The 12,804-nt window shown below is 58.9% G+C and carries 11 protein-coding genes; 9 read left to right on the top strand and 2 right to left on the bottom strand.

The features are described 5' to 3' along the window. Positions 1-160: 160 nt before the first annotated feature. The 8 genes from RXV88_RS22005 to RXV88_RS21970 all read left to right on the top strand — a co-directional run bounded on the left by RXV88_RS22005 (position 161) and on the right by RXV88_RS21970 (position 8,134). Positions 161-1,513, top strand: coding sequence for an IS1380 family transposase (locus RXV88_RS22005; RefSeq protein ID WP_316295771.1), 1,353 nt, complete (start codon positions 161-163; stop codon positions 1,511-1,513). Positions 1,514-1,810: 297 nt separating this feature from the next. After that, entirely contained in the window at positions 1,811-2,269 is a 459-nt protein-coding gene (locus tag RXV88_RS22000; protein WP_316295769.1) for a DUF393 domain-containing protein, read from the top strand. Positions 2,270-2,351: 82 nt separating this feature from the next. After that, positions 2,352-2,837: a hypothetical protein gene (locus RXV88_RS21995; RefSeq protein WP_316295767.1), complete on the top strand. Its 486-nt coding sequence runs from the start codon at positions 2,352-2,354 to the stop codon at positions 2,835-2,837. After that, on the top strand, positions 2,834-3,826 hold the full coding sequence (locus RXV88_RS21990) for a hypothetical protein (protein ID WP_316295765.1): 993 nt from the start codon (positions 2,834-2,836) through the stop codon (positions 3,824-3,826). Before RXV88_RS21995 ends, RXV88_RS21990 begins: the two co-directional genes overlap by 4 nt. Before the next feature lie 125 nt (positions 3,827-3,951). Further along, a complete protein-coding gene (locus RXV88_RS21985) occupies positions 3,952-4,614 on the top strand; it encodes a hypothetical protein (protein ID WP_316295763.1) in 663 nt (220 codons plus the stop codon). Positions 4,615-4,779: 165 nt separating this feature from the next. Continuing rightward, a complete protein-coding gene (locus RXV88_RS21980; RefSeq protein WP_316295761.1) occupies positions 4,780-5,139 on the top strand; it encodes a hypothetical protein in 360 nt (119 codons plus the stop codon). Beyond that, a complete protein-coding gene (locus tag RXV88_RS21975; protein ID WP_316295759.1) occupies positions 5,139-7,214 on the top strand; it encodes a type IV secretory system conjugative DNA transfer family protein in 2,076 nt (691 codons plus the stop codon). The genes RXV88_RS21980 and RXV88_RS21975 overlap by 1 nt, the downstream gene beginning before the upstream one ends. 20 nt (positions 7,215-7,234) lie before the next feature. Further along, a complete protein-coding gene (locus RXV88_RS21970) occupies positions 7,235-8,134 on the top strand; it encodes a replication-relaxation family protein (protein ID WP_316295757.1) in 900 nt (299 codons plus the stop codon). Positions 8,135-8,533: 399 nt separating this feature from the next. Here RXV88_RS21970 and RXV88_RS21965 read toward each other — a convergent pair whose 3' ends face one another. Together RXV88_RS21965 and RXV88_RS21960 are read right to left on the bottom strand one after the other, a co-directional pair. Further along, on the bottom strand, positions 8,534-9,325 hold the full coding sequence (locus RXV88_RS21965) for a glycosyltransferase family 2 protein (RefSeq protein ID WP_316295755.1): 792 nt from the start codon (positions 9,323-9,325) through the stop codon (positions 8,534-8,536). A gap of 108 nt (positions 9,326-9,433) precedes the next feature. Continuing rightward, a complete protein-coding gene (locus RXV88_RS21960; RefSeq protein ID WP_316295753.1) occupies positions 9,434-10,432 on the bottom strand; it encodes a glycosyltransferase family 4 protein in 999 nt (332 codons plus the stop codon). Positions 10,433-10,856: 424 nt separating this feature from the next. Here RXV88_RS21960 and RXV88_RS21955 point away from each other — a divergent pair, with 424 nt between their 5' ends. Beyond that, positions 10,857-12,701, top strand: coding sequence for an ABC transporter ATP-binding protein (locus RXV88_RS21955; protein ID WP_316295751.1), 1,845 nt, complete (start codon positions 10,857-10,859; stop codon positions 12,699-12,701). The last annotated feature ends 103 nt before the right edge of the window (positions 12,702-12,804 follow it).

Genomic DNA, 12,804 nt, shown 5'->3' with positions numbered 1-12,804 from the left:
TTGTTCGCCGACCTGCACACGCCCACCACACAAAATCTCCGCCTTCAGTCCGCCTGAAGGCGTTGTTCAAACCCGACCAAGTAACGTACCGATTTTCGCATCCTAACGGCCGGTAACGTGTTATATTTCAGCACGTTAAAGCAGTGGGGAGGGTGTCTTCATGGATCACCTGAAGGGTGCAGACGAACTGGGTGCTGTTCGGCTCGGTTTTGACCGTTGGGTGCGGCTTGAGTTTCATGGTGTGAAGATCAGTTCGGATGGCGGTCTGTTGCTGTTCCGGGAGCTGGACGAGGTGCTCGGCCTGAATGAACTGACAGACAGCGTGCTGCGCGATACCCGCACCGGTCACAATCGTCTGCATTCCCTGGTTGGCTTGCTGCGTCAGTCGGTTTTCGGTCGGTTGGCCGGATATGAGGATGTGAATGACGCCAACCGACTGGCGTCTGATCCGGTGATGCGACAGGTCGTCGGGGGACGAGCCGTTGATGGGCAGGCCGCCTCCGCCAGCCAGATGGGACGGTTCGAGACCGAGGTACTGGCGACAGCCGACAATCGCGCAGCACTGACTGATTTATCGGGGCACTGGATCGACCGGGTTCATGCCGCAACCCCACCCAAATGGATCACGCTCGACATGGACAGTTCGGTCAGCCTGACCCACGGCGCGCAAGAAGGCACCGCGTGGAACGGGCATTTCGGCTGCATGTGCTATCACCCGCTGTTTGTCTTAAACCAGTTTGGGCAGCTCGAACGGTGTGCTCTGCGCTCTGGCATTGTGCACAGCGCCGACAGATGGGAAGAGGTTCTGAGGCCGGTCATAGCGCGATATGCGGGTCGTCACCTGATGCAGTTCTTCCGAGCCGATGCCGCGTTTGCCATCCCGGATCTTTACGAGCTGCTGGAGGATGAGAGCTACTTCTATGCCATCCGCCTGCGCGCCAATCGCGTCCTTCAGGGCAGGGTTGCGCATCTGCTCAAGCGTCCGGTGGGGCGTCCGCCGAACCATGTGCGGCGCTTCTACGGCGACTTCGAGTATCAGGCGGCATCATGGGACAAGCCCCGGCGCGTTGTTGCCAAAGTCGAATGGCACCCGGGCGAGCCGTTTCCCCGTGTCGGCTTTGTCGTCACCAACCTGCCGATGGACCCAGACTGGATCATCCGCTTCTACAATCAGCGTGGCACCGCCGAGCAGCACATCAAGGAAGGCAAGCAGGCGATCAACTGGACGCGCCTGTCTTGCAAGGGCATGGCACAGAACGAGGTTCGCCTTCAGCTTCATGCATTGGCCTACAATCTCGGCGTCTTCCTGCAAGGCTCAGACCTTCCCGAGGAGATGGCCGACTGGTCGCTGACCAGCTTGCAGACCCGGTTGATCAAGATCGGGGCACGCGTCGTCCGCCATGCCCGCGCCATCACCTTCCAACTGGCCGAGGTTGCAGTCAGTGGTGAAGTGTTCCGTCGCATCATGACAGCCATCCAACGGCTGCGCGCGCCGCCGGTTCCAGCATGGTAACGTCGGCGACAAAATTCGAACAAACCCGGCTCGACTGGTCTGCCCAATGGGATGCCTAACCGTCCGAAAACTGGATCAACCCGGCTGCCAAGGCCACAATTCATGCTCAGTGCGCGCTTCTGATGCCAGAACAAGCAAACTGCGGACACATGAAGCTTGATCAGTGCCCAAAGTCGCCGCAACATGGAACGGTCGGCGTTCTACTTGGGGAATGTCGGGTGAAACCAAGGGCAGAAATCAGTCTGGTCGTCGGGGCAAAGTAAAATACATTGGACATATTAGAACTAGCAAGAAAGCATGCTTAAGATGACACATGCATTTTCATACCGCGATGATCCGAATGTTCCTGAGTTCGACGACAGCGTTCCGATTGCCGTAATGGACGCGGAATGCGCCGTTTGTAGCTGGGGTGCACGTATGATCCACCGCCTTGACAGGTCCGGCGTTGTGCTGATTTGCCCAGTTCAGACGCGTCTCGGATCAGCCTTGCTACGTCACTACGGACTCGACCCCAAGAATCCCAAAAGCTGGCTTTTCATCGACAGTGGCATCGGTCATCAGGATATCGAAGCAGTGTTGCACGCGGGTAGACGTTTCGGGGGCTGGGCCCGGCTTGTTTTGATCCTGAGAATACTGCCAAAACCCGCTCGAAATTGGCTTTATCGGCGCCTTGCTCGAAACCGTTACGCGCTTTTTGGCAGGTCAGATCTGTGTGCTGTGCCTGACCCCTCATTTCAGAAGCGACTAATGAACTGACTATTTCCAAGTTGAGTATATCGAGTGCGCTACGCCATGCCTTTCCGGAATCATATCTTTCCACCATTGTAGAAATTTTTGAATGAAAAAATTCGAAATACTCAAATCGCTCATCTTAATCTTCTTTGTCAGCTACGCAATTTTGCAGTATGCCGGCAGGGTATACTCTCCAAGAGGAGAGTATTTTCCGGTATTCAGTTGGGCATTGTTCACAAGCGTCCGGAAAACTCCATGGGAGCTTGTGATTGAAGTTGCACAAATAGGCGACCGCAAGTTCGACCCACCTGCCCTCTATTTCGAACTTCCAAACATTTTTCCGCATGCCAGGGCGAGGGACATCACAGCGACCAAGATGGCACGTCAGCTTTGGGTGGCCGAGATGCGCGGTCTGCCCAGTCGTCATGATCTGGAGAAAGTACTCAAACGCAGATATTTCAAAATTGATGAACCCGTGGTGTTCCACATATCAGCCATCCGTTATGACAGCCTGGTTCGTTACAAAACCGGTGAGATTCTGGACCGAAAGATATACGGAACATATTCGACATTTCTTGAGGGTCAAAAATGACTTTGTCGCGGTTAAATCGCTATATACGTCATCGGCTTGCAGGTCGAGAACATCGCCCGCCAGCTTGGGCTGAACACGATCAAATGTTTTTGAAAGCAATTTCGATTGTGCAATTCTTCTATATCTATACATCCGTTCAGTTCTATCGTCAGGCAAGTATTTTTTCAAACCTCCAGGCCAATGAAGCTGATCGCTTTTCATTCCTTTGGCCTCTTGCTTGGATGGATCGGATGCCACTTGATTTGGCAGGTGACATTTTGGCCAGCCTTTGTGTGATAGTTGGCCTTGCTTCGATTTTTCTTTGGCGGTTTTTCCTCGTTCGCCTGGCAGTGGCAGCGTTGTTTTTACAAATCGCGGCCTTTTCCAATAGTGCCGGCGGGATAAACCATGGTTATCATGAATGGTTGTGGATCACATTCGTGTTCTTGCTGTTGCCAAATGCGTCACGGTTATCAGTTAATTTGCCACGCGCCACAAAGATACGGTTTCTGTATGCATTTGGAGTAGCTCCGACACTAATCCTATTTTTTTACACACTATCAGGAATTTATAAAGTTCTCGACGCAACGCTGATGTTGATTATTGGCGAACTTGGCGGATTTCATCCTTGGGCGATGGCTTACACCTTGGCAAAGAGATCACTCGAGACGGGCACCGATCCGCTATGGGCAGGGTTAATAATCGACATACCTATTCTAGGATGGCCACTCTATCTCGCTCTATACTATATTGAGTTCTTTTCTATCTTAGTGGCTTTTAGGCCGGAACTCGTTCGGGTCTGGGGCCTGCTCCTGATTGCGTTTCACTTCGGGACCTATGCCTTTCTTGACATCACCTTTCCGCAGCACGTTCTAATCAACGGCATTCTATTTGTGATGTCACCTTTTGCACCGTCGAAATTTCACTGGCGAAGATTTGTGCTGGCACTGCCAATTTTTGGTTGGCTCGCGAGATCATTACAAGCTACGGTCAGACTCCGTAAGCATTAGGGGTTATAACAACCTTGACCACGAACTGGCGCCTACGACGATATGAGGCCCGGACAATAGTATACAACCAAATCACAGGTGTCGTAGGTGGTTCGGTTTGTCTGAATGGAGAGGAGTTATTGCCTATGAGATCCTATGAAGCCGCACGCAGCCTTTTCAGTTTTCTTGGCTTCATTGCTTGGGTCGCAATTATTTTCGGCAGTATCGCCGCGTTTGGTGGAGCAAGCGCTGCCAGCCAAGTGCGATCTTTCGGCAGTGGAACGAACGGTATGGCAGTTATCCTGGCCGCAGCGCCGGGCGTCGCGCTGGTGTTTTTTGGCTTCCTCGGCCTCGCTGTTGTGCAGATCGGCCGGGCGGGCGTTGATACCGCCGAATACACCCAGCAGATGCTCAAGATCGCGCGTGACCAGCTTGAGGTTTCGCAGCAAGCGTTGACGCATGGCCGAAAGATGCAAAACACCCTCGCCGGATTGCAGGCAGGAGCAGACATCACAGCCGAGGTGCAAGCATCGAGTGAGGCCAGCTACCGCAAGGAACCGCCAGTCTCGAACAAGCTGCCGCAGCTCGACCACATCATCGGTTCAACCGTCGAATACAAAAAGAAGACGATCCGCGTCGTCGAGGCGGGATATGAATTTGCGGGCACGGTGTATTCCAGTTTTAACAATGCGAAAGCCAAGATCGACGAAGAGGCCGCATACTTCACGCAGCCACAATCGAAGCCCCCAAACGCCGAGCAACTGGGCGTAAATCCGAGCGCCGTCAGCGACACAATGAAACGCGGTTGACCCCCATAGCGACCCCCAACCTCTATGGGGGTCCAGTATGGGGGACCATCGCGGAACATACCGGCACAGGCGGCAACAAAAATGACCCGATCACCACCATGACTTTAACTGCTTTCGCATCTAAACCCACCGCGCCCACCCTCATTCTTTTCGGATACTGAAGCGGTGCGGGTGTCGATCAGTCATGACACGGTGCGACGGGGTCTCCTGTTCAAGACCACGTATTACGAGGTGATCCTCTCGGTGGCCCTGACCCATGAGGAAAAGCAGATCATCCGGCAGCGGAATCTCCTGAAGACGAAACTGCTGGATCGCCGACCGGCGACGGCGCGGGTCGATGATCGGGATGAAAAGTTCGAGTTGCGCGTCGAGCACCTTCTTTCTGGGCAGCCAGACCGTTTTCTCTGTGCGACGCCGTCGAAGGCGAAAATCTACGAAGACAACCTCCTGGCCATGCTGGGGCAGATGAAGCTCTGGCTCGAGGATAACGCCGAGACCGGCGGTCGCACGGTGGTCGAGTTCTGATGGCACGCGGGAACGACACGATCGCCGACAGCCTCCTGTTCCTTTCGATCGCACTGGCGCTGGTGATCCTCCTGGCCATGATCCTCACCCCGATTATGCTCATCGCGGTCCCGGCCTATGTCGGCTTTCGTCTCTATCGGGAAAGCCCAGCCCGGCTGGAGCGGTTGGCCCGCGAAGAAACCGAACTGCTCTACCGACATGCGCTCGCCGGTCAGGCGAAGTTGACCGATGCCGAGGTCGACGCCGCGCTGTCTAATTTTTGGCCGCCCGACACGCCGGAACCGCTCAGCCTCCAGCTGCTCGAAGTCGGGCGTGCGCTCCTTGATGACGAAGGTCTGCTGCCCGAGATTCCACCGCCTCCAGCGCTTTGCAACACGGTTGAGGGGGCTCGGTATCGCGATCAGTTGGCTCGGTTGGGACAGGCGCGGAATGATCGGGTGATGGTGCTCTCCGCCCTGGATGCGATCTCCCGCAGTCTCTCGGTCATCGCCAAGGCGGTGCCGCCCATCGAGGGCGACGTGCTGGTCGAGGTCTCCCAATTCGTCCATCCGCTCGGTTCTGCAGTCGAGGCCGTCATCGCGCCGTTCTTCGCCGAGAATGACTACCAGCACTTCAAGCACCTGCGGCAGCAGCTCGACCAGAACCTTACCGGGACCCATCGCGGTCAGCCTGTCTTTCCCCGCGACTACAAGCACGACGATGTCGTTGACGTGTATCTCAAGGGGACACGCCTCAAGGCACTCTTCAAGCTGCGAACCCCGTTTGAGATCCCAGAACACCGCCGCTTCGAACACACGCACATGGTGGCAGGGTCGGGTCACGGTAAAACCCAGACGCTGCAATATTTCATCGCCAACGATCTTCAGGATGTAGCGCGGGGCGACAAATCGGTCATCGTGATCGACAGCCAGGGCGATCTGATCCGCAACCTGCTGGCGGCCCGCACGCTTCCGCCGGATCGGATCGTGCTGATCGACCCTGAAGACATCGGCTTCCCGGTGTCCCTGAACCTCTTTTCGGTCGGGCAGGACCGGCTTGAGGGTTACGATCCGCTTGAACGCGAACGGCTGACGAATTCCATCATAGAGCTCTACGACTTCGTGCTGGGCTCGCTTCTCTCGGCAGGCATGACCGCCAAACAGTCGGTCGTTTTCCGCTATGTGACACGTCTGATGTTCCATATCCCGGACGCCACCATCCACACGTTGCGGGACCTGATGGAGCCTGGTGGAACGGAGAAATACCGCGAGCATATCGCAAAGCTCGACGGCACGCCGCGCCGCTTTTTTGAAACCGAATTCGACAGCAAGGAATTCGCGAACACCAAGACGCAGGTGCTGCGCCGCCTCTATGGTGTCCTTGAGAACCAGACCTTTGAGAGGATGTTTTCCCACCCTCAGTCGAAGTTCGACATGTTCACCGAGATGAACGCGGGCAAGTTGATCCTCATCAACACCAGCAAGTCGCTTCTCAAGGAACAAGGGACCGAAATCTTCGGCCGCTTCTTCATCGCGCTCATTGCCCAGGCAGCGCAGGAGCGGGCCACCCTGCACGAACGAGATCGACTGCCGACCCTTGTCTATATCGACGAGGCGCAGGATTACTTCGACGCCAATATCGGCGTGATCCTCTCCCAGGCGCGCAAATACAACGTTGGAATGGTGATGGCCCACCAGTACCTCGGACAGCTCACCAGCGGGCTGCAGGAAGCGTTTGAAGCCAATACCTCGATCAAGCTGGCGGGTGGCGTGTCCGCCCGTGACGCGCGGGCACTGGCTGGTCAGATGTCCTGCGATGCCGATCTGATCCAGCGCCAGCCGAAGGGCACGTTCGCCACGTATGTGCGTGGCCTGACTGACCGAGCCGTGCCGATCAGCTTTCCGTTCTTCGTCCTTGAGGGACTGCCGCGCGCCACAAAACCCGAGGTCGATGCCATCCGGCAACACAGCCGCGAGCGCTACGCGGAACCATTGCAGAGCAAGGTCAACCATAATGCCACATCGGCAGAAGAACCGTCTGAGAACGAAGAGAAAAACGACGCGCGAGACCCAACCAAACCTTCGCCGGAGTTGTAGCGGGGGGTATGCTGGCGGGTATGGCACAGACCGACAGCCTGGGCCGCGCCACCTTCCACTACATCCCCCCGGCAAACGGCGTACGTCCTACGGACCGGGAAATCCGCTGGTTCAAACACATCGAACGCCACGGGCCTCAATCGTCTGTCTATCTCTTCGAGGTGACGCGTGATACGCATCGCTGCAAGGATACCGCCCTTAGGGCGCTGCAGAGGCTCAGGGCCGGAGGCTTTCTGACCCTGCCACGCCAACAGCGTGCCACCGCGCGGGCCGAGTTCGAACCGTACATCTATGACCTCACCACGCGTGCCCGAGATTTCCTCGCCGCCCGGGGCTTGTCTGAGCCTGCCATCCGTCCGACCGGCCATTGGTGGCACGCTTACGCCACGGCTTGCGTGACGAGTTCGATCGACATCATGGCAGCGCGGGCGGGTGTCCGTTACATCCCATGCCATGTCATTCTCGCCAGGAAGGGGGCTGGGCTTGGTATTCCAACATCTAAGGGAAGCGTCATCCCTGACCAGCTCTTTGCACTCGACTATGGTGGCAGCTTCCGTGCCTTTGCGCTCGAGGTAGATCGGGGAACGGAGCCTCTGCGTTCGAGTTCAGCACGGAAGAGCATTCAGAAAAGCCTGGCTCAGTATAGCCAAATACTCGAGGATCAGGTCTACAAGACTCAGTACGGCTTGAAGGCCAATCTTCTGGTTCTCTGGGTGTTCCACAGCAGCAGACGGCAGCGACAGTTTCTTGATTTGGCAGCTAGAATGCCGCCCGTTGCTGCTCGATCGACGCTCTGCATTTCACAGGCACTCGAGACGCGCTGCTTTGAACAAATGATCGGGGCCGCAGGAATATTCTGTAGGCATTGGATCAATCCTCACGGGTGCTCGACGGACATTTCTTCGAAGACCACATCGTGAGTGCGGATCCCAGCGGGCAGGGCCCGCAACCCTGCTCGCATCGAGATTGCTTTCGCGTCGGGGTCTCACCTGATCGTCAGCGGCGGCGCCCATGTCGATGTCGTTCTGCGCCTGACGGGTAAGCTTTCCGCACCATGATCCTGGTCCCCGCATTGACGAAGGACTGGCGGGCCGCCGGAGTTACTGAGATGCGGCAGGGGTTCAACGGCCCTTCTGCCCTCGCTGAAGCAGGACCAGTATTCCGGCCACCTCTTCGCGTTCCGTGGTCGGCGCCGCGACATTATCACGTTGATCTGGTTCGATGGCCAAGAATGCGAGAAGCTGCGTGAGACCACGCCTGTGCAGGCGTTTTGCTGAGAGCCGCTGGATAGACGTGTTCGAAGCGCTACTGCTGAAGCTTCACAACCGTGATCTAAGTCGGCGATAGGCCAGGTATGGTGGCCAGTATGCGGCGTAAACGGCGCGCATTGCAGAAGTTTGGCAGTGCATCATTTGCGCACGCCGTTCTTCCGCGAAGCGGGCCTTGAGCGAAGGCCAGTCTTTGCGCGAACTTAGGCCGCCATCGTCCATTCGCGCCAAGATCACCGGCGCCGGCCGGAACATTGCCCCCGCCGTGCGGGCTCGGAGAAAAAACTCGTAATCCATCGCGACGCGGAAAGACGTGTCGAAGCCACCGATCTTTTCGAAGAGATCACGGCGGCATAGCGCCCCCTGGTGCCAGATAGCCTTGAACAATAGGCGTTGCCGGGCGAAGCGGAAGGAGCGGTCCCTGTACGCCGCCTGACCGCCGCGTCGAACGCCGCAGAGCAGTATGTCGATGTCAGGGGAAAGGAACTCGGCGGCACTCTCGAGGCTTTCCGGATCGGCAAGGCTGTCGCCGGCCTGCAGCACCACGATCCATTCGCCGCGGGTGAGGGCAATGGCCTTGTTCATTGCGTCCGCGATGCCGAAATCGGGTTCGCTGATCCATTTGACCCGGTTTTCGAACGCGGCTAGGTCGTCCACCGTACCATCGGTCGACCCGCCGTCGACAACGACATGTTCCGCCGCAAGGCTTGTTCCGGCTACGCTGCCCACGGTTTCGCGTAACGCCTCGCGGGCGTTAAGAGCTGCCGTGACGACCGACACGAGCGGGCGCGGTGTGTCGTGGACGGGATCGAATCTCGGGACATTGGACCAAGGCTGGTTCATCACTCGCTCAGACAATCCTCGGCGTGCTTCGGCAGACATTCGCAGTGTGCATTGGCATGCAGGGCAATGCAATTGCCGTGCCGGGGCGGCACAGGGAAGCCTGCCCTGTCATCGAAACAGCTCCGCGGTCAGACTGGCCGTGCGCGCCCAGTCGAAATGCCGCTGCGCCGTGTCCCGGGCGCGCGTCTTGAGGTATTGGCGTTCCTCAGGGGGTAGAGCGGCCACGTCTTCAATGGCCGCGATCCAGGCCTTTGCATCTCCGGGCGGCAGCAGACGCCCGGTTTCTCCGTCGATCACCGATGTGCCGTGGCCGTCCAGCGCGGAGGCCAGGACCAGCCCACCGGCGGCGGCCGACTCGGCGGCGATCAGACCGAAGCCTTCGAAATGGTTTTTGCCCGTTCGCACGTTGGGGATCACGACAGCCAGAGCACCTGCCATCTTTCGGTGCAACTCCCGCTGCGGTAGCGGTCCGAGAAAGTCGACGCACGGGTGCGACAGTACTGCGTCCTCGGACTTGTCCCAGCGCGTGCCGACGACGACGAGACGCATGTCGGTGGGCAGATGCGGCAAGACTGCCTCGACAAACCACGACAATCCTTTGCGCGTCGCCAGCCTGCCGGCGAAAAGCAGCGTGCGATCGAGCCCGGGCTCCGGTTCTGCGACCGAGACCCGACAGCCGAGCGGGACGGTTGTGACATCCGCATATCCTTGCGCGCGCAATCTCTCCGCCGTGGCCACGGAGTTTGCTACGATCTTCGCATCGGGCAGCATCAGTCGTCCGAGCCAGAGATGGGCCGCGTAAATTCGCCCCTTCATATCTCGGCGTCCGGCGAGCCCGATATCGGTGCCGTGCACGGCGATGACCGGCCGGGCATCGCTGCCAGTTCTGCCCGCCCATACCAGCGGCCAGATCGCCAGATCGCCACCGAAAATCACCGCCTTAGAATGGCGTCGGAACAGCAACCGCAGACCCTCGCGCAGCCCGAAGGTGATCAACGCACCGATTCCCGGTGCTCCGCCGTCGCGGCGCCCGGGCAAGGCGACCACGTCTACGTCAAAACCCAACGCGCCGAGGCCGGCTGCCATCTCCAGCGAATACGTCTCCATTCCGCCGATGGCCGGGGGCCATTTCCGCGTCAAGAAGACTACCTTTCTCGGGCAGGGTTCCGATTTCTGGTTTTGAACCCCTTCCACTCGATAGCCTCCCCGGTGCGGTGTCGGAAACGTCCCGTGGGCGATACGCTCAGGACGGAATGATTGCCTCAATGCGTCAGCGCTAGCGACAAACCAACAGAGCTGAAGTGGCGACGGCCGCGTGCGAAACGCAAGCTGGCGTAAGGCCTTGTCTTTTCGCCGGAACCATCCCACAGGGCACGCAACCGCGCAAGATCGCAGCATCCAGCGCGAGCCACGTGTCCCCGTGTGACCGGTTTTCGGCAACAGGTGCATCTCGTACAACGCCAGCCCAGTTCTCTCCGCGGTCTTCCGGTGCTACGACAAACCGAACCGTAACGAGAGCTTGGAACTTAGCGTGACGCTACTTTGGGACACACTCGTCGATCTGTGGCGCTTATTGGACCGGCGCGAACAGCGCATGGCTGTGGGCCTCGTGATCATGCTGTTCCTAAGCGGCGTGTTCGAGATGGGTGGCATCCTTTTCCTGTTCGGCTATATCGGTGCGCTGTCCGGCGATGATGCGAGCAATCCGGCGGTGGTCTTATATCGCACCGTAGCGGGCGATCTCGATGGCCGCAGGTTCGCCGCCATCGCGGGCCTTGTACTGCTGGTGATCTTCGTCCTGAAGAACGCCAGCGGCCTCCTGACATCCTTCATGCTCCGACGTTTCTCCATGAAGCGCTATGAACGCATCTCGACCGCGCTCTTCGCCACGTACCTCGGCGCGCGGTTCGAGATATTCCAGGCGCGTGGCGTCAGCCATGCCCTGCAGACCCTGCGCGCAACCACCCGGGTTTTCCGGGCCAGTTTCAGCATGGCGTTGGCGGCGATTTCCGAGATCGCAATCATCGCGACGGTGATAGCGGCGCTTCTGCTTTTCCTGCCGCTGACCTTCGTGGTCGCGAGCGGGCTGCTCTTCGGGCTGGGCGGCCTCGCATTCATGGTTGCCACGCGCCGTGTATCCGACCAACTGAGCGACCTGGAAGCAAGGCAGGAACGCGAAATGGCCAAGGTCATGCAGGAAGGGATGCGCGGCATCATCGATCTCCGGCTCGCCGGGCGCGAGGCTGCCATGGCTCAGCGCTATGGTGCGGTCCTGAGCAACCTGGCGCTTGCCGATCGCCGTGGCGAGAGCCTGCGGCAGTTACCCCGCGCGGTCAACGAACTGTTGCTGGCCACCGGGATCGTACTGGCGGCGGTGTATTTCGCCGGGCAGCTAGACGGGCTGGCCGGGGCGGTGTCGACGCTGGCGGTCGCGGGCTTCGCAGGGCTGCGGCTGACGGCGGCCCTATCCCGCTTAACCGCCGCGTTGCAGCGCATCCGACAGGGCAGCCACGAACGCCAGATCTTGATGGAGGAGATCGCGACCGTCGCGCCAGCCCTGCTCTCGGGACGATCGCACGTCCGCCCTACTGGACCCGCGGAGCGCAAGGAGGCGCTGCCCTTCGACCGCCTGCTCGAGGCTCGCGGCCTGTCCTTCGCTTATCCCGATGCAGAGGCGACTGCGCTACAAAACGTCTCCATCACCATACCCAAGGGTGCGTTCATCGGCCTCTGCGGCCCCTCCGGCGGCGGCAAATCCACGCTGGCACTAGCGCTCATGGGATTGATTACGCCCGACCGGGGGAAGGTCCTAGCGGACGGCCGCGACGTCCGCGAGGACTTGCGCGCCTGGTACGACCAGATCGGTTATGTCGGCCAGCAGGGCTATATCGCGCCGCGGAACCTGCGCGAGAACGTAGCTTTCGGGCTGCACCCGTCCGAGATCGACGACACCCGCGTGTGGCAGGCCCTCGAGATCGCGCAGATCGCAGACATGGTCCGCGCGATGGACGCAGGCCTCGACACCGAGCTGGGCGAGGATGGCACGCGGCTGTCAGGGGGGCAGCGGCAGCGTATCTCGATCGCTCGCGCGCTCTACCGTGACCCAGAGCTGCTGGTCTTCGACGAGGCCACAGCCGCGCTCGACAACGTAACCGAGGCACAGGTGACCGGCGCAATCGAGCGGATTTCGGGCACCAAGACAATTCTCGCCATCGCCCACCGCCTTTCGACCCTGCGCGCCTGCGACACGATTCACGTGGTGCAGGAGGGCTGTATCGTCGCTAGCGGCACCTTCGAGGAACTGGAGACGCACAGCCCAGAGTTCCAACGCCTGCTCGAAGGGATGGCGGAGAAGGAGAACCAGCAAACGCCATGAATTCGTATTCTGATTTTCGGCTAGATCGTCGTCCATTTAATCTGCAACATATCCGGCAGCCTTGAAGAGGTTTCTGCACTCGTTTGGCGGGAAGAGATCGCAG

This window comes from Aestuariicoccus sp. MJ-SS9, from assembly GCF_032586235.1.
In the GTDB taxonomy this organism is placed as follows: domain Bacteria; phylum Pseudomonadota; class Alphaproteobacteria; order Rhodobacterales; family Rhodobacteraceae; genus Aestuariicoccus.
Note: the sequence above shows the minus strand (reverse complement) of the source record. Positions and strands in the feature narration are given on the sequence as shown.